Raw genomic sequence first — 17,046 nt, 5'->3', positions numbered from 1 at the left:
TGTCGAGACCATTATGTTGCTAATCACCGGCGGTGCAGGTTTCATTGGCGCCAACTTCGTTCTGGACTGGATTGCCGGCTCCGACGAGTCCGTCATCAATCTGGACAAACTGACCTATGCAGGCAATCTCGACACGCTTGCATCGCTTGCCGACAACCCTCGACACACGTTCGTCCGCGGCGACATCGGTGACCGGGAACTGGTCGCAGACCTTCTGAAACAGCATCGCCCGCGTGCGGTCATCAACTTCGCGGCTGAATCCCATGTTGACCGGTCCATTTCCGGCCCGGGCGATTTCATTCAAACCAACGTGGTCGGCACCTTCAACCTGCTCGAATCGGTGCGAGGCTACTGGAGCGAGCTTCCGGACGCAGAGCGTGAGGCGTTCCGCTTTCTTCACGTGTCGACCGACGAAGTCTACGGCACGCTCGGCCCCAACGATCCGGCCTTCGCGGAAACGAACCGCTACGAGCCCAACAGCCCCTATTCCGCAAGCAAGGCCGCGTCGGATCATCTCGTCCGCGCATGGCACCACACCTACGGCATGCCGGTACTGACCACCAACTGCTCCAACAACTACGGTCCCTACCATTTCCCGGAAAAGCTCATTCCGCTCGTCATTCTGAACGCGCTGGCCGGCAAGCCACTGCCGATCTACGGCGACGGCCAGCAGATCCGCGACTGGCTCTACGTGAAGGATCACTGCTCGGCCATCCGGCGTGTCCTGCAACAAGGGAGCGTCGGCGAAACCTATAACGTGGGCGGCTGGAACGAATGCACGAATCTCGACGTTGTCCGAACGATCTGCTCGATTCTTGACGAGCTTCAGCCTCGCAGCGACAAGCAGTCGTACGCAAGCCAGATCAGTTTCGTTCAGGATCGCCCCGGGCATGATCGCCGATACGCAATCGATGCCCGCAAGCTGGAGCAGGAGCTGAACTGGAAACCCAAGGAGACATTCGAAGGCGGCATCCGGAAAACGGTGCGCTGGTACCTCGACAACCAGGCGTGGGTGCAGAACGTTACGTCCGGCAGCTATCGCGACTGGATCGACCTGCAATATGGAGCGGATGCATGCCGCGCATCCTGATCACGGGCTCCAGCGGTCAGGTCGGTTTCGAACTCGCGCGTGCATTGGCGCCGCTCGGCGAGCTGCTGGTGCCGAAACGAAAAGACCTAGATCTTTCCGACGTCGGCACGCTCGCCGAGCGGCTCACCGCATTGCAACCGGACGTCATCGTCAATCCGGCCGCCTATACGGCAGTGGACCTTGCGGAAAGCCAGTCCGCACTGGCGCATGCGATCAACGCCGATGCGCCCGGCGTTATGGCGTCATGGGCGGCAAGCAGGAAGGTTCCGTTCATTCACTATTCGACGGATTACGTATTCGACGGCACGAAGGCCGAACCGTATCTCGAAGACGACATCACGCATCCTTTGTCGGTCTACGGGCAGAGCAAGCTGGCAGGTGAAACGGCAGTTCGCGCAGCCTGCAGCCGTCATCTGATCTTGCGTACGAGCTGGGTTGTCGGCGCACACGGGAAGAATTTTCTCAAGACGATTCTCAGGCTGGCACAAGAGCGCGAGCAACTCAACGTCGTCGCCGATCAAGTCGGTGCGCCGACCACGGCTTCCTTCATCGCCGACGTGACCGCCCACATGCTCGCCCGCGCGCTGTCCCCGTCGTTCAGCGATTGGGGAACGTACCACCTGGCCGCCGCCGGCGAAACGACGTGGCATGACTACGCGCGCCGTATCGTTCAGCTTGCCGAAGAATCCGGCATCGCATTGAAACTGAAGCAGGACGCGATTCAGGCCGTCCCCACCAGTGCCTATCCGACAGCCGCGACACGCCCCGCGAATTCACGGCTGAATTGCAGCAAGCTCGCCAATACATTCGACTTGCACATGCAACCCTGGCAATACGGCATCGATCATGTATTCGCCCAACTACAACATTGAAACCGAGAGCAGACCAACATCATGAAACGAAAGGGCATTATCCTCGCGGGTGGTTCGGGAACCCGTCTGTATCCTGCAACGCAGGCGGTGAGCAAGCAATTGCTGCCGATCTACGACAAGCCGATGATCTACTACCCGCTCAGCACATTGATGTTGGCAGGCATCCGCGACATTCTGATCATCTCGACGCCTCAGGATACGCCGCGCTTCGAGCAACTGCTCGGTGACGGTCATCAGTGGGGGCTCAATCTTCAATACACGGTTCAACAGAGCCCCGACGGACTGGCGCAAGCGTTCATCCTTGCCGAATCGTTCCTCGCGGGAGATCGCTCCGCACTCGTGCTCGGCGACAACATTTTCCACGGCCACGAATTTGTGCCGCTCCTGCACGAGGCCGCGCGCAAGGAAACCGGCGCCAGCGTGTTTGCCTATCGCGTCAACGATCCTGAGCGATATGGGGTGGTCGAATTCGACCAGGACGGTCGCGCAATCAGCATCGAGGAAAAGCCGGCTCAACCGAAATCGCACTACGCCGTTACCGGTCTGTATTTCTACGACAGCAAGGTCGTCGACATCGCCAAATCGATCAAACCGTCGGCTCGTGGCGAACTTGAGATTACCGATGTCAATGCGACCTACCTGCGCGAAGGCCTGCTCGACGTCAAGACGATGGGGCGCGGCTACGCGTGGCTCGACACAGGTACGCACGACTCGATGCTCGAGGCCAGCCACTTTATCGCCACGATGGAACACCGGCAGGGACTGAAAGTGGCGTGCATTGAAGAAATCGCCTATCGCCTCGGCTACATCGATTCCGAGCAGTTGCTCCGCCTTGCCGCACCGCTCAGCAAGAACGGCTACGGCCAGTACCTGAAAAACATCCTGAAAGAGCAAATCCGCTAACCAGGATCCCCCGCAACCCCGGTGGCCATGCACCACATTTGTGCCAGCCGGGGTATACATCGCGTTTTTCTTTCGATTGCGCGGCAGCCGATCCAGCTAAGATACCAACATTGTCGCCGGGTGCCGATCGTTGCAGCATGCGTGGAATCCGGCAGATTGCACACAATGGCGATCGTGCTGCAGAGGCCTCGATCGCTGATAACGACCGGCTCACTCTTCGAGGCAATATGCGCGTAGCCATCATTGGCGGATCCAACTCAGTCATAGCCAACGGATACATCGGCAAGTTCGCCAGCCACCTTGCTGCCATTTCGGGCCACGAGGTAACGCTAGACAACATTTCTGTAGGTGGCACCACCTCGCTCACCTCCATCGGCCGCCTTCAGGAAATTACCGAGGTACCTGATGTCGTCGTCCTCGAATATTCGCTGAACGATACGGGGCACCTCAATCATCGCCCCGACGGAGCGGAGCTGAAACGCCTGTTCCTGGAGATTCTCTTCAACGCCGCTGCGGAGCGCTTCCCGGGCGCGACCATCGTACCGCTCATCCTGTCCGCCCAGCCGTTCTACAGGACCGACATTCATAACCAGATCTACGATGCCGAAATTGCATGGTATCGGGATCGCGGGATTTCGTTCGTCGACACGCGCTCGTGGTTCTTCGATACGTTCGGCTGGCCGATTCCGTCTTTCGTCTACTCGGATGAAGCACACTACCACCGGGGCTGCACGGTCGCGATGATCGGCACGTTGCTGGCAGAACGCGTCAACGCGCTATGGCAACGGGGCCCGAAGCTCGGCGAACTGGCTCGCCCCATTTCCGTCCCCGGCACGCAGGCACGCCTGAAGCCCCGCTTTGTTTCCGCGAAAGAAATCGCGGCGAAAACCGGTACGGAAAGCAAGCTCGGCCGAATCGAAAATCGGCATGTAAAAGCGGATTGCCTGACGCTGATGACCGGTGAACGGCTTGCCATCCCTGTTTCCGGCATTCCGATCGCCGTGTCACTCGCATCGACCAATGCTCATTGGTACGCCGAACTGGAGCACGATGCGAGACTCGTCGCACTCTCGACCCGATATCAAGACATTCCGGAAGGAAAGTTCATCTACTCGAGCATTCCGCTTCTCATGGAGAACAATCCCAGCCGGCTGGCTGCAATACCCGAAACGGGAACCATTGCGCTACACACCAGGCTGGCGCCGCCGTCGGGGCAGATGTTCACGTTCGACGGATTCCATGATGCGTCGCGCGAATCACGCCGTGAAAACCAGCTCGATCTTGCCGGTATTCTGGTTCTGGAAACTATTCGATAACCGCGCGCGGCACAAAAACGGAGCGGCACACGATCGTTGTCGCTGCTCCGTTGCCGCGGAAGACCGGGGCATGATCGGTCTTCAGAACAGATCGGCCGTTGCGAACGGAACGCCTTGCTGATCCTTGGCGGAAACGATGGGCGCGTCGCCCAGCGGCCAGTCGATATTCAATTGCGGATCATTCCAGAGGATCGTTTTTTCGTACTCGGGATACCAGTAGTCCGTCGTCTTGTACAGGAATTCCGCCGAACCGGAGGTCACCACGAATCCGTGGGCAAACCCCTCCGGAATCCAGAACTGCCGATTATTTTCGGCAGAGAGCGTCACCCCCACCCATTGACCGAACGTAGGTGATGAGCGCCGCAAATCGACTGCGACGTCGTATACCTCACCGGAAACCACGCGAACGAGTTTGGCCTGAGTATGTTGTATCTGGTAGTGAAGGCCGCGCAACACATTCTTCGCCGATTTGGAATGGTTGTCTTGCACGAATACCACGTCGCGACCAATTGCCTCGACAAATTTTTTCTGATTGAAACTCTCAAAGAAAAAACCGCGCTCATCACCGAAAACTTTCGGTTCGATAATCTTCAAGTCCGGAATATTCGTGTCAACGATATTCACTCGTTCTCCCCAACTCAAATTCAAAGATCACCATCGCGGCCCATCACCGGATGTAGATTCCTCCGCCCGGGCGCGGCGCCGCAGTATGGTCGACCGTGCATCGACGTCGCCCAGTGGGCACTTGCCTCGTCGCGTAGTGCAGCAACGAAGCCGTGGCGGGAATCGTTGCGCCCATCTGAAGACGGTCGTGGAGCCCCCTGCGCGTCGCCCGAAGACTACAACCAACGTGCGTCCATACCGTTCAATGACACCCGCACATTCGACACTCCGCCGCGCCGGCGAATTCGCGGCGTCGATTATCACATGTAACGGTTAGAATATGAAGCTGCCCCGCCACGGGCTTCCAGCGAATATTCCCCATCATCCGGCTGACCTGTGCAAAGAATTTTATTAGACGTGACGCGTTTGCAGACCCGCCTTTGCAAACGCATGCTCCCAACCGGAGTGGACCGCGTCGGCATCGAATACATTCGCCACTACGCGCCACGAGCTCGTGCCGTGCTGAGCGAACAGGGTTTTCACGCCGTGTTGTCGGAAAGGGATTCCGCCCTCGTGTTCCGGACGTTGCTGGAGCAGGATTTCAGTAGAGTCGCCGCGATGCGGATGCTCGGTGCCAAGGCGCTCCTGGCTGCATGGAAAAAAACGTCGGTTCCGGGCGGCGTCCTGTTGCACACCAGTCACTCAGGAATGGAGTTCGCGCGATACCCGCGGGCAATGCGCAAACTGGGCGTCCGCATCGTCTTCATGGTGCATGACCTGATTCCGCTGACTCATGCCGAATATTGTCGCGAAGGTGTTCGTGAAACGCATCGACGACGCATTCATACCGTTCTCGAACATGCGGCAGGTGTCATAGCCAATTCAAGCTTCACGCTGGATTCCCTCACCGACGAGGCGCATCGTGCCAAGATGACACTGCCACGCAGCGTCGTCGCCCGGCTAGCGCCCGGAATCGATCGACCGGCTACGGACTCTCGCGCCCCGCTCGATACGCCTTATTTCGTCATGCTTGGCACCATAGAACCGCGCAAGAACCATTGGTTCATGTTGCATGTGTGGCGTCGAATAGTGGAGGAATCAGGCGGCAATGCGCCGAAGCTCGTCGTCATCGGTCGGCGCGGCTGGGAATGCGAGAACGTCATCGACATGCTTGAGCGGTGCGAGAGCCTGAAGGGCGCCGTGGTGGAACAGTCCAACTGCTCCGATCGCGATCTGCAGGTGTGGCTGCAACACGCGCGCGCCCTTCTGTTTCCTTCGTTCGTGGAGGGCTACGGTATGCCGCTCGTCGAAGCACTGACGATGCAGGTCCCCGTCATCGCCAGCGACCTGGGCGTATTCCGGGAGGTGGCGGGTGACGTTCCCGACTACCTGGACCCGCTCGATGGCCCAGGCTGGATGGCCCGGATCCGCGCCTATTCGCAGGCACCGAGCCCCGAACGTGACAGCCAGCTGGTTCGAATCGCGCAGTTTGGCCCGCCCACGTGGACCGAGCATTTCGCCCGGGTCGACCGTTTCCTGGAAGAACTGGATTGAATGTCCGCGCCACCATGAGCGATTCACCTCGAGAATTCGGGCACACTTGGTCCTTGAAGCTGCACGAAATCACTCCAGGGCGACGCACGCTGAGCTGGTTGCTCGGCAAATCGCCCTATCATTGGGTCGACCGCAGGATGGCCGGGACGCTGGTGCAGCGACTGGCTCGCACATCCTCCCCGAAAACCCTGGCCGCATGGCCGGGCCCGGTTGCATCCTGTCGAGACTGGGGCATTCCACCCCTCTCGTGGTTTGCCGTGCCGCTCACCACGCACGATGCAATGCGCTCGCTGACCGACAGCATGAACAACATGCTGTTGACCGCGCAATCCGGTTGCCAGACGCCCGACATCCTGTCGCTGATGCAACGGGTACTCGAAACCGATGCATTGCACCCGGCGAACCGATTGACGGTCCCGCAACGGATCTTCGAATCTCGCTCGCCTCGTTCACGTATCGTCCTCGTCGACGAACGATCGCATTCCGCAACCAATCCCGGTTCACCCGAACGTGCTCGACGTCGCGCATTTCGCGCCATGCTACAAAATGCACGGTCGGCCCATCCCGACGCCGAGTTCTGGCTCGCACGCTCCAGCGACCCCGGGAGCGGTGCCTGGCTGTCGTCCGATACGGCGCTACCCAGCGACATTCGCCGGCTTCACGAACCATATTCACTCAGAGAAGTGCTCAGTGCAGCCGATCATCTGTACGTCGTTGGTGCGTCGGAAGGTGTCGGCGGACTATTGGCCGATGTCCCTACGCATGTGTTCGGCAAGCCGTACTACGCAGGATGGGGCCTCACGCACGACGCGCTCGAATTTCCGGAACGAACGGCTCGCCCGTCACTCCCTGCATTTTTTGACGTAGCGTTCCTTCGCCACGTCCGGTATCTGGATCCCGCAACGCACCAGCCCGGGACACTGGCGTCCGTACTGGAAAGCGTTGAGCTGCAACGATCCGTGGCCTCGCGCTTTTCGCGGCTCAAATGCGTTGCTGCCCTGCGTTTCCAATGGTGGAAACGGCCATTCGCCACCCCCTATCTGACAGCAGGTGGCGGCTCGTTGCGCTGGACCGATCTCCCCCGGCAACTGCGACCGGACGAACAGGCCGTCGTATGGGGAGGGCGCGACGCAACACAGGTTCCGTCCGGTGTTCAAGTCGTCAGGATCGAGGACGGCTTTCTCCATTCGATCGGTCTCGGGTCCGACATGATGGCGCCGTGCAGTCAGGTCATCGATCATCAAGGCCTGTATTTCGATGCAAGTCGTCCAAACGATCTGACGGCCATACTGAACGACACGACGTTTGACGCAGCCGAACTCACGCGCGCGACCGCGTTGCGCACCCTCATTGCGGAACTCGGCCTCACGAAGTACAACCTTGGCCGGCGCGCACCGGCATGGCAGGCTCCGGGCGGCAAACGAGTCGTCCTCGTGCCGGGTCAAGTGGCTGACGACGCATCCATCCGCCTCGGTACCCGGGCGATCAACACGGTCGAGATGCTGCTGCAGGAAGTTCGGCGGCTTCGGCCCGATGCGTTCGTCGTATACAAGCCGCACCCCGATGTCCTGTCAGGCAATCGTAACGGCCTCATCGACGCGGCACGATTCGCCGACATCGTCGACGCCGATGCCGATCTGATTTCGCTGATCGAACACGCCGACGAAGTCCATACGTTGTCGTCCCTGTCCGGCTTCGAAGCACTCTTGCGCGGCAAGGCGGTATTTACTTACGGTCTGCCGTTCTACGCCGGCTGGGGGCTCACGCATGACGCGCTCGCGCCGCTGCCGTGGCGCGAGCGCACCTTGTCTCTCGACATGCTGACGGCCGGCGCGCTGTTGCGCTATCCGCTGTATTGGGATTGGCATCTGCGACGCTTCACGACTCCGGAAGCCATTTGCAGACAGATCGCCAAAGCCGCGGGCCGCCCGCTGGAACAGGTTCGAGGCAACCGCGTACGCCCGTTACTGAAGGCGATTCGCTGGACCCGCAATGCACTGATTCATTTCCACTGGCGCTGTCGACAGCATTTCCAGCGCATGTAGGGCGACGACCGTCCGGCCTTCGCTCGGCAATCGCCATGCATGGAATCATTCTCGCAAGAGGAGGCGATCGCGATAGGCAGGACACGTCGACGAACGAGCATCGCACGGTAGCGTCGCGCGCCCGGCCTGGCAATGTACGATCTCGGGAATGCCGCGTTGCGAACACCTGTCTGCCGGACAGTTGCTCCTTCCGCTCCAGTCAGATATAAAAAACGAACCAACCGCGGCTCGCCAGCCGCCCCCCCCTTTCCCCTCCCCCCGGAGAACGCATGATCGATCTCGCCACAGCCCAGCAATTCCTGATGACCCGCGGTCTCGACTTCGGCCTCAACCTCCTCGCCGCGATCGTATTGTGGTTCGCCGGCCGCTGGGCGATCCGCATCGGTACCCGCCTGCTCGGCAAGGTCGTGCGCCGCAGCGGCAAGGTCGACCCGACACTGACCGACTACCTGACCTCCGTCGTCGGCGTGCTGCTGACGATCCTGCTGATCCTCGCGATCCTGCAGATCTTCGGCGTGCAGACGACCTCGTTCGCCGCGTTGCTCGCCGGCCTCGGCCTCGCGATCGGTACCGCCTGGGGCGGCCTGCTCGCGCATTTCGCCGCAGGCGTGTTCATGCAGGTGCTGCGCCCGTTCAAGATCGGCGACGTGATCAGCGCAGGCGGCGTCACGGGTACGGTGAAGGAGCTCGGCCTGTTCGGCACGACGATCGTCACCGCCGACAACATCGTGACGATCGTCGGCAACAACAAGATCTTCTCGGACAACATCGCGAACTACAGTGCCACGCCGCATCGCCGCGTCGACCTGACCGCGAAGATCGCGAACAGCGTCGATGCGGTCGACGCGATCAACCGCCTGAAGACGTCGATCCAGCAGATCCCGAACGTGCTGACCACCCCGGCGCCGGACGTCGGCGTGCTGCAGTTCACGCCGGAAGGCCCGCTGCTGTTCGTGCGCCCGTCCACGGCACCCGAGAACTACTGGCAGGTGTATTGCGACACCAACCGCGTGATCATCGAGACGTTCCGCGACGCGCAATACCCGACGCCCGAAACCCCGATCTCGCATCGCAACGCGTAACGGAAGCACCGGACGAAAAAAAAGCGTGGCAGCCGCCACGCTTTTTTTACTGCACCGAGACGAGAACGAAACGCTCCTGCTCAGCGCCCACCCGCCTTCGGCGCATTATCCGACTGCTTCCCCCGCACCAGCTTCCACACCGCGCCAAGCGCGACCGGCACGACCGCCGCCCCGATCCCGACCAGCACGATCACGTTCAGGTACTGGCGGATGAACGGGATGTTGCCGAAGAAATAGCCGAGCAGCACGAGCAGCAGCACCCACACCAGCGCACCGATCACGTTGAAGAGCTGGAAGCGCGCGGCGCTCATCGACGACGCACCCGCGACGAACGGCGCGAACGTCCGCACGACCGGAATGAAGCGTGCGAGCACGATCGTCTTGCCGCCGTGCTTGTCGTAGAACGAGTGGGTCTTCTGCAGCGCGGCGCGATCGAGGAAGCGCTCGAGCACCGGGATATGCGTATTGAACACCTTCGGGCCGATCCAGCGGCCGATCATGTAGTTCACCGTGTTGCCGGAAATCGCCGCGACGAGCAGCAGCACGATCAGCAGGCCGACATTCATCTCGCCGGTCGCCGCGAACGCACCGCCGATGAACAGCAGCGAATCGCCGGGCAGGAACGGGAACACGACGAGCCCCGTCTCGCAGAACACGATCAGGAACAGCACGAGATAGACCCACGCGCCGTACTGCCGGATGAAATCGCCGAGGAAAGCGTCGATATGCAGGACAAGGTTGACGAAATGAAGCAGCGTATCCAAATGCGATTCCTCGAAGGCGATAGGGCCGGAACGGCCGAAAAAGGCTGAAGCGCCCACCGGTCAAGGCCGGGCGTGTTACGGACCCATGATACCGAAACTACCTTAAGGCTCCGTGAAAAAACGTAACCGCCGGTCGCCCCGGCACGCATTCGCCGCCTCGCTATAATTCGGCCATGTCCGATATCACCGAAACGGCCGCGGGCGCCGCGCCCGCCCCTGCTCCGCGCCCGCTGCGCGCGATCCAGCCCCTGCCCGACCAGCTGATCAGCCAGATCGCCGCCGGCGAGGTCGTCGAACGCCCGGCGTCGGTCGTCAAGGAACTGCTCGAAAACGCGATGGACGCCGGCGCCAGCACGCTGCGCATCGTGCTGGAAGAAGGCGGCGTCAAGCGCATCTCGATCACCGACGATGGTTGCGGGATTCCGCCGGACGAGCTGGCGCTCGCGCTGATGCGCCATGCGACCAGCAAGATCCGCTCGCTCGAGGAGCTCGAGGCGGTCGCGACGCTCGGGTTCCGCGGCGAAGCGCTCGCGTCGATCGCGTCGGTCGCCGAGATGTCGATCACGAGCCGGACGGCCGAGGCCGCGCACGCGATGAAGATCGACGCGCAGACGGGCGTGCTGTCGCCCGCCGCCGGCGCGACCGGCACGACGATCGAGGTCCGCGAGCTGTACTTCAACACGCCCGCGCGGCGCAAGTTCCTGAAGAGCGAGCAGACGGAGTTCGGCCACTGCCTGGAAATGATTCGCCGCGCGGCGCTCGCGCGGCCGGACGTCGCGATCTCGGTGCTGCACAATGGCAAGGCGGTCGAGCACTGGAATGCGACCGAGCCGGCGCAGCGCGTCGCGAAGATCCTCGGCGACAGCTTCGCGACCGCGCACCTGCCGCTCGACGAGCAGGCCGGCCCGCTCGCGGTCTACGGCTGCGCCGGCCTGCCGACCGCAAGCCGCGGTCGCGCCGACCAGCAATACTTCTTCGTCAACGGCCGCTTCGTGCGCGACAAGCTGCTGACGCACGCAGTGCGCGCGGCCTACGAGGACGTGCTGCACGGCGACCGCTACCCGTCGTATGTGCTGTTTCTTGACCTTCCTCCTGAAGCCGTCGACGTGAACGTGCACCCGTCGAAGATCGAGGTGCGCTTCCGCGATTCGCGCTCGATCCACCAATATGTTTTCCATGCGGTCCAGCGCGCGCTGGCGCGCCACGCGGGCGCGTCGCCGGAAACCACGGCGGGCGGCCATGCCGCGCAACTCTCACCGGCACCGCGCGGGCCCGCTTCGTTCCTGGACACACCGCTCGGGCAGAGCCAGGGCCACGCAACCGGCAGCGGCGGTAGCGGCTTCTCGTCGCCGTCGTCGTCCTCGTCGTCGGGCAACACGTGGATGCGCCAGGCGCGGATGACCCAGGGCACGCTGCCCGTTGCGCAGCCGCTCGCGCTCTATGACGCGCTGTTCGGCCGCAAGGACACGGGCGCGGGCACGCCGGACGGCACGACGACCCTCGCACGCGATTCGGCCGACGCGCCGATCGCACCGCTGTCGGGCTTCACCGCGTCGCCGATCGCCGCGACCACGCACGACGAGCAGCCGCTCGGCTTCGCGCTGGGCCAGATCCACGGCATTTACGTGCTCGCGCAAAATGCGCACGGCCTCGTGATCGTCGACATGCACGCGGCGCACGAGCGGATCCTGTACGAACAGTTCAAGAACGCGCTTGCCGACCGCTCGGTCGCCGTGCAGGCGCTGCTGCTGCCGATCTCGATGACGGCCACGCCGGTCGAGATCGGTACGGTCGAGGAAGAGCGCGACACGCTCGAATCGCTCGGCTTCGACCTGGCGGTGCTGTCGCCGACGACGCTCGCGATCCGCGCGGTCCCGGCGCTGCTGAAGGATGCCGACCTGCAATCGCTCGCGCGCGCGGTGCTCGCCGACCTGCACGCGTTCGGCGGCTCGCGCGTGCTCACCGAGCGTCAGCACGAACTGCTCGGCACGCTCGCGTGTCACCACGCGGTGCGCGCGAACCGGCGCCTGACGCTCGACGAGATGAACGGGCTGCTGCGGCAGATGGAAGCGACCGAACGCGCGGACCAGTGCAATCACGGCCGGCCGACGTGGTATCAGCTCACGCTGAACGATCTCGACCGCCTCTTCATGCGCGGACAATGAGCGCAGCACAGCACGCCAACCCCAGCCCGACGACGATCGCCTGCCTGCTCGGCCCCACCGCATCGGGCAAGACGGCCGCGGCGCTGGCGCTCGCCGCGCGCCGCCCGATCGAGATCGTCAGCGTCGATTCGGCGCTCGTCTACCGCGACATGGATATCGGTACCGCGAAGCCTTCGCGCGACGAGCGCGCGAGCGTGCCGCATCACCTGATCGACATCATCGATCCGGCCGACGCGTATTCGGCCGCGAGTTTCCGCGCGGACACGTTGCGCCTGATCGGCGAGATCGCCGCGCGCGGCCGCACGCCGCTGCTCGCGGGCGGCACGATGCTGTACTACAAGGCGCTGACGCAGGGGCTCAACGACCTGCCGGGCGCCGATCCGGACGTACGCGCGACACTCGATGCCGAAGCCGAGCGCGATGGCTGGCCCGCGCTGCATGCGCGGCTCGCGCAGGTCGATCCCGACACGGCCGCGCGGCTCGCACCGAACGATTCGCAGCGGATCCAGCGTGCGCTCGAAGTGTTCATGCTGAGCGGGCAGCCGATGTCGGTGCTGCTTGCCGCGCCGCGGCGCACCGACGATGCGGCCGCCGCTTACCGCTTCGTGCCGGTCGCGCTCGAACCGTCGGATCGCGCAGTACTGCACAAACGGATCGAACAGCGCTTCGATGCGATGCTCGACGCGGGCTTCATCGACGAAGTCGAACGGCTGCGTCGTCGCGAGGACCTCCATCCCGATCTGCCGTCGATGCGCTGCGTCGGCTACCGGCAAGCGTGGGAATTCCTCGACGGCGATACCGACTACCGGACGATGCGCGACAAGGGCATCTTCGCAACGCGCCAACTCTGCAAGCGCCAGATCACCTGGCTGCGCGCGATGCCGGAGCGGATCGTCGTCGACTGCATCGCGCCGGACTCGACGGCCCGCGCACTCGACGCGCTCGAACGCGTGCTCGACGGCCGCACGCCGGGCTGACCGCGTCAGCCGCGCTTGCGCGCTGCCAGGCGCGCACGGGCGCCGTCGACGATCAACGCAACGCCACGCTCGAACGCCTCGTCGCCGCTGCGCGCGCAGCGCGGCCCAGCCCTTCGCGAGCAGCGGATACTCGGCCGCGTCCGGCAGCGGCGCATCGGCGTCGCCGTCCGGTTCCGCCTGCTCTTCCAGCACCCATCCGACCACGAAGCGGCCCAGCGCATACATCACGTCGACCGCCTCGTCCGGCGCGAAACCCGCGTCGCCGAGCAGCGCGACCTTGCGTTCGATCGAGCCGAAATGCAGCGCGCGCGGCCGCGTCCCGGCATGCAGGCGCGCGCCGTCGCGATAAGCCAGCAGCGCGCGACGGAAACTGCGCGCGTTGTCCAAAAGCCACGCATCCCACGCTTCGCCCGGCCGCGGCAGCGACGCATCGTGACGCTCGAGCATGATCGCCTCGGCCATCGCGTCGAGCAGTTCGCCCTTGTTCTTGAAATGCCAGTAAAGCGTCGGCGACTGCACGCCGAGCCGCTCGGCGAGTTTCCGCGTCGACAGCCCGTCGATACCGACTTCGTCGAGCAGGTCAAGCGCCGCGCGCAATACCGTGTCGCGCGTCAGCCGCGCCCCTGTGTCCTTCATCTCTATCACCGATAGGGAAAGCTGTGGAATAATCGCCACTCTATCACCGATAGAGTCACGCTCTTGAATCCATCCCTGATTGCCATCCTGGCCACGGTCCTGCTCGACGCGATCGGCGTCGGGATCGTGATGCCGATCCTGCCCGGGCTGCTGCGCTCGCTCGCCGACGCAGGCACCACCGACACCCATTACGGGATCCTGCTCGCGCTGTACGCGTTCGCGCAGTTCCTGTGCGCCCCGCTGCTCGGCGCGCTGAGCGACCGCTTCGGCCGCCGGCCCGTCCTGCTCGCGTCGCTCGCGGGCGCCGCGCTCGACTACCTGCTGATGGCGCTCGCGCCGACGCTCGCCTGGCTTTACGTCGGGCGGCTGATCGCGGGCATCACCGGCGCGAACGTCGCGGTCGCGACTGCCTATGTCACCGACGTCACCGCCGAACCCGACCGCGCACGACGCTTCGGCCAGCTCGGCGCGATGATGGGCATCGGCTTCATCGCCGGCCCGCTGATCGGCGGCCTGCTCGGCGCGCTGCACCTGCGCGCACCGTTCGTCGCAGCCGCCGTGCTCAACGCGCTCAATCTCGCGCTCGTCTGGCGTGCGCTGCCGGAATCGCGGCCGCGTTCAGTCCGCGAAGGCCATGCGGTTGGCGCGCTCAATCCGTTCGCCAGCCTGCGCCGGCTGACCGGCACGCCCGCGCTCGCACCGCTGATCGGCATTTACGTGATCGTGGCGCTGGTGTCGCAGGCGCCCGCAACACTGTGGATCCTGTACGGCCAGGAGCATTTCGGCTGGTCGACGCCGATCGCGGGGCTGTCGCTGGCGGGGTACGGCGCGTGTCACGCACTCGCGCAGGCCTTCGCGATCGGGCCGCTGATCGCGCGGCTCGGCGAGCGCCGCGCGCTGGCTCTGGGCCTCGCGGGCGACGCGCTCGGGCTCGCGGCGATCGCGTTCGCGACCGCCGCGTGGGTGCCGTTCGCGCTGCTGCCGCTGTTCGCGGCAGGCGGAATGACGCTGCCGGCCCTGCAGGCGATGCTCGCGCGGCAGGTCGACGATGCGCGCCAGGGCGAACTGCAGGGCGCGCTCGCGAGCGTGGCGAGCCTGATCGGCGTCGCGGGGCCGCTGGTCGTCACCGCGACCTATGCGGCGACACGTGCGACGTGGCCGGGGCTCGTCTGGGCCGCGGCCGCGCTGCTTTATCTGCTGGTCCCGCCGTTGCTGGCCGGTGCGCGGCCGGCGGGCGCGGCACGGCCGTCCGCATGAGCGTCGGCGCGCACCGCCGCGCTCACTGCGCGAGCGTCACCAGATTCGCGTCGCGCACGAGCTGCCAGCGGCCATCGGCCTTGCGGAAGATCGTCAGCGTATGGCCCGACCGGCGGATCGTCTCACCGCCCGGCGGGGTCGCCTCGATCTCGATGAAATTGCGCATGTACGCCCAGTCGCCCAGCACGCGCAGTTCGTCGATCCGGTAACGGCCGTCGATCGTCGGCGCGTTGCCGCCCCCGGCGTTCGCGTCGCGCGACGCGGCCGCAAACGCCGCCTTGTCGAACGGCGGCTTGCCGGCCACCATGAAGATCGCGTCGTCGGCGATCAGGTCGAGCACCGTCGCCAGGTCGCCACGCCGGCTCGACACGAACCAGTTGTCCACGAGCTCGCGGATCGCGCGTTCGTCTTCGGTCATCGTCGTCCCTCCTTCATCGGCGCGCGCCCGTACGCCACGCAACGCCCGAAAAAAAACCGCCCGGATCGACTCCGGGCGGCTTTCCTTGCTGCATCTGCTGCGGGCAGTGCGTCAGACCACGACCGTCTGCGCCTCGCCTTCGCGGGTCGCACGCACGGTACCGATCTTCCACACCTGTTCGCCGGCGGCGGTCAGGTCGGCGATCGCTGCGTCGGCATCGGCCGCCGACACGATCACGGCCATGCCGATGCCGCAGTTGAACACGCGGTGCATTTCGGCATCGGCGACACCGCCGTGCTCCTGCAGCCACTTGAACAGCGGCGGCAGCGGCCATGCGTTCTGGTCGAGCTCGGCGGTGAGGCCTTCGCGCAGCACGCGCGGAATGTTCTCGACGAGACCGCCGCCCGTGATGTGCGCCATGCCCTTCACCGACAGCTTCTGCATCAGTGCGAGCAGCGGCTTCACGTAGATGCGCGTGGGGGCCATCAGCGCGTCGGCCAGCGAGCGGCCGTGGAAATCGGCCGACAGGTCGGGGTTCGCGCGCTCGATGATCTTGCGCACGAGCGAGAAGCCGTTCGAGTGGATGCCGCTCGATGCGAGGCCCAGCACCACGTCGCCTTCGGCGATCGTGCTGCCGTCGATGATCTTGCTCTTCTCGACCGCGCCGACCGCGAAGCCGGCCAGGTCGTATTCGCCGTCCGGGTACATGCCCGGCATTTCGGCCGTCTCACCGCCGATCAGCGCGCAGCCCGACAGTTCGCAACCCTGCGCGATGCCCTTGACGACCGTTGCGGCGGTGTCGACGTCGAGCTTGCCGCACGCGAAGTAGTCGAGGAAGAACAGCGGCTCGGCGCCCTGCACGAGGATGTCGTTCACGCTCATCGCGACGAGATCCTGGCCGACGGTGTCGTGTTTGTTCAGATGAAACGCCAGCTTGAGCTTGGTGCCCACGCCGTCGGTGCCCGATACGAGCACGGGCTCCTTGTACTTCTTCGGCACCTCGAACAGCGCGCCGAACCCGCCGATGCCGCCGAGCACGCCGTCGCGCAGGGTTTTCTTCGCAAAAGGCTTGATCTTGTCGATGAGTGCGTCGCCCGCGTCGATGTCGACACCTGCGTCGCGATAGGACAGACCCTGAGCGTCGGGAGCGGATTTCGGAGGATTCATGGGGGAATGCGAGAAGGTCGGTAAAATGCGATTTTACCCGAAGCCGGCCCGTTGGCCGGAATTCCCAGCACCGAATCGTCAGGGATTGCATCTTGGTCAACACGTCCCCGTTTTCATCGCCGAGCGAACCGCGCCGAAACCGGCGTGGCGCCGTGCGTGCGGCCGCGCGTGAAGCCCGTGAAGACGCAAGCCCCGGC

The 17,046-nt window shown here is 64.0% G+C and carries 14 protein-coding genes and 1 pseudogene; 10 read left to right on the top strand and 5 right to left on the bottom strand.

Going from position 1 to position 17,046, the window contains the following annotated elements:
• The first annotated feature begins 13 nt into the window (after positions 1 to 13).
• The 4 genes from rfbB to CFB40_RS03795 all read left to right on the top strand — a co-directional run bounded on the left by rfbB (position 14) and on the right by CFB40_RS03795 (position 4,181).
• Complete coding sequence (gene rfbB / locus CFB40_RS03810; RefSeq protein WP_089430643.1) at positions 14 to 1,090, top strand: dTDP-glucose 4,6-dehydratase; 1,077 nt, start codon at positions 14 to 16, stop codon at positions 1,088 to 1,090.
• Positions 1,075 to 1,962: a dTDP-4-dehydrorhamnose reductase gene (gene rfbD / locus CFB40_RS03805; RefSeq protein WP_089430642.1), complete on the top strand. Its 888-nt coding sequence runs from the start codon at positions 1,075 to 1,077 to the stop codon at positions 1,960 to 1,962. The genes rfbB and rfbD overlap by 16 nt, the downstream gene beginning before the upstream one ends.
• Positions 1,963 to 1,983: 21 nt before the next feature.
• Entirely contained in the window at positions 1,984 to 2,865 is an 882-nt protein-coding gene (rfbA, locus tag CFB40_RS03800) for a glucose-1-phosphate thymidylyltransferase RfbA (protein WP_089430641.1), read from the top strand.
• Between the two features lie 137 nt (positions 2,866 to 3,002).
• The gene (locus CFB40_RS03795; protein ID WP_143329808.1) at positions 3,003 to 4,181 is read left to right on the top strand and encodes an SGNH/GDSL hydrolase family protein; all 1,179 of its coding nucleotides are present in this window, start codon (positions 3,003 to 3,005) and stop codon (positions 4,179 to 4,181) included.
• An 81-nt stretch (positions 4,182 to 4,262) separates the two neighbouring features.
• On the opposite strand, the gene rfbC is transcribed toward CFB40_RS03795, so the two are convergent.
• Entirely contained in the window at positions 4,263 to 4,805 is a 543-nt protein-coding gene (gene rfbC / locus CFB40_RS03790) for a dTDP-4-dehydrorhamnose 3,5-epimerase (protein ID WP_089430639.1), read from the bottom strand.
• Positions 4,806 to 5,180: 375 nt separating this feature from the next.
• Here rfbC and CFB40_RS03785 point away from each other — a divergent pair, with 375 nt between their 5' ends.
• The 3 genes from CFB40_RS03785 (at position 5,181) to CFB40_RS03775 (ending at position 9,465) form a co-directional block, all read left to right on the top strand.
• Positions 5,181 to 6,338, top strand: coding sequence for a glycosyltransferase family 4 protein (locus CFB40_RS03785; protein ID WP_089430638.1), 1,158 nt, complete (start codon positions 5,181 to 5,183; stop codon positions 6,336 to 6,338).
• Positions 6,339 to 6,352: 14 nt separating this feature from the next.
• Entirely contained in the window at positions 6,353 to 8,383 is a 2,031-nt protein-coding gene (locus tag CFB40_RS03780; RefSeq protein ID WP_089430637.1) for a capsular polysaccharide export protein, LipB/KpsS family, read from the top strand.
• 269 nt (positions 8,384 to 8,652) lie between these two features.
• Positions 8,653 to 9,465, top strand: coding sequence for a mechanosensitive ion channel family protein (locus CFB40_RS03775; protein WP_089430636.1), 813 nt, complete (start codon positions 8,653 to 8,655; stop codon positions 9,463 to 9,465).
• Positions 9,466 to 9,545: 80 nt separating this feature from the next.
• Here CFB40_RS03775 and CFB40_RS03770 read toward each other — a convergent pair whose 3' ends face one another.
• Positions 9,546 to 10,229: a DedA family protein gene (locus tag CFB40_RS03770; RefSeq protein WP_175240430.1), complete on the bottom strand. Its 684-nt coding sequence runs from the start codon at positions 10,227 to 10,229 to the stop codon at positions 9,546 to 9,548.
• 173 nt (positions 10,230 to 10,402) lie between these two features.
• Here CFB40_RS03770 and mutL point away from each other — a divergent pair, with 173 nt between their 5' ends.
• Together mutL and miaA are read left to right on the top strand one after the other, a co-directional pair.
• On the top strand, positions 10,403 to 12,394 hold the full coding sequence (gene mutL, locus CFB40_RS03765) for a DNA mismatch repair endonuclease MutL (RefSeq protein WP_089430634.1): 1,992 nt from the start codon (positions 10,403 to 10,405) through the stop codon (positions 12,392 to 12,394).
• Positions 12,391 to 13,371 carry a tRNA (adenosine(37)-N6)-dimethylallyltransferase MiaA gene (gene miaA, locus CFB40_RS03760; RefSeq protein WP_089430633.1) on the top strand — a complete coding sequence of 327 codons (981 nt, stop codon included), beginning with the start codon at positions 12,391 to 12,393 and terminating at the stop codon, positions 13,369 to 13,371. Before mutL ends, miaA begins: the two co-directional genes overlap by 4 nt.
• Before the next feature lie 5 nt (positions 13,372 to 13,376).
• Here miaA and tetR read toward each other — a convergent pair.
• Positions 13,377 to 14,007, bottom strand: a pseudogene (gene tetR, locus CFB40_RS03755) (tetracycline resistance transcriptional repressor TetR).
• Positions 14,008 to 14,070: 63 nt separating this feature from the next.
• On the opposite strand from tetR, the gene tet reads away from it, so the two are divergent.
• Complete coding sequence (tet, locus tag CFB40_RS03750; RefSeq protein ID WP_089430632.1) at positions 14,071 to 15,264, top strand: Tet(A)/Tet(B)/Tet(C) family tetracycline efflux MFS transporter; 1,194 nt, start codon at positions 14,071 to 14,073, stop codon at positions 15,262 to 15,264.
• A 22-nt stretch (positions 15,265 to 15,286) separates the two neighbouring features.
• On the opposite strand, the gene CFB40_RS03745 is transcribed toward tet, so the two are convergent.
• Complete coding sequence (locus tag CFB40_RS03745) at positions 15,287 to 15,682, bottom strand: YybH family protein (RefSeq protein ID WP_089430631.1); 396 nt, start codon at positions 15,680 to 15,682, stop codon at positions 15,287 to 15,289.
• 111 nt (positions 15,683 to 15,793) lie between these two features.
• Positions 15,794 to 16,849, bottom strand: a complete 1,056-nt coding sequence (gene purM, locus CFB40_RS03740) for a phosphoribosylformylglycinamidine cyclo-ligase (protein ID WP_006484927.1) — start codon at positions 16,847 to 16,849, stop codon at positions 15,794 to 15,796.
• Positions 16,850 to 17,046 lie beyond the last annotated feature (197 nt).

Origin of the sequence: Burkholderia sp. AU31652 (genome assembly GCF_002223155.1) — a bacterium.
Classification (GTDB): Bacteria; Pseudomonadota; Gammaproteobacteria; order Burkholderiales; family Burkholderiaceae; genus Burkholderia.
This window is presented reverse-complemented; position numbering and strand designations above follow the sequence as displayed.

Excerpts from the sequence above, each read along its gene's own strand:
- rfbB (WP_089430643.1), top strand. The coding sequence starts at position 14 with ATGTTGCTAATCACCGGCGGTGCAGGTTTCATTGGCGCCAACTTCGTT.
- rfbD (WP_089430642.1), top strand. The coding sequence starts at position 1,075 with ATGCCGCGCATCCTGATCACGGGCTCCAGCGGTCAGGTCGGTTTCGAA.
- rfbA (WP_089430641.1), top strand. The coding sequence starts at position 1,984 with ATGAAACGAAAGGGCATTATCCTCGCGGGTGGTTCGGGAACCCGTCTG.
- CFB40_RS03795 (WP_143329808.1), top strand. The coding sequence starts at position 3,003 with ATGCGTGGAATCCGGCAGATTGCACACAATGGCGATCGTGCTGCAGAG.
- CFB40_RS03780 (WP_089430637.1), top strand. The coding sequence starts at position 6,353 with ATGAGCGATTCACCTCGAGAATTCGGGCACACTTGGTCCTTGAAGCTG.
- CFB40_RS03775 (WP_089430636.1), top strand. The coding sequence starts at position 8,653 with ATGATCGATCTCGCCACAGCCCAGCAATTCCTGATGACCCGCGGTCTC.
- mutL (WP_089430634.1), top strand. The coding sequence starts at position 10,403 with ATGTCCGATATCACCGAAACGGCCGCGGGCGCCGCGCCCGCCCCTGCT.
- miaA (WP_089430633.1), top strand. The coding sequence starts at position 12,391 with ATGAGCGCAGCACAGCACGCCAACCCCAGCCCGACGACGATCGCCTGC.
- CFB40_RS03745 (WP_089430631.1), bottom strand. The coding sequence starts at position 15,682 with ATGACCGAAGACGAACGCGCGATCCGCGAGCTCGTGGACAACTGGTTC.
- purM (WP_006484927.1), bottom strand. The coding sequence starts at position 16,849 with ATGAATCCTCCGAAATCCGCTCCCGACGCTCAGGGTCTGTCCTATCGC.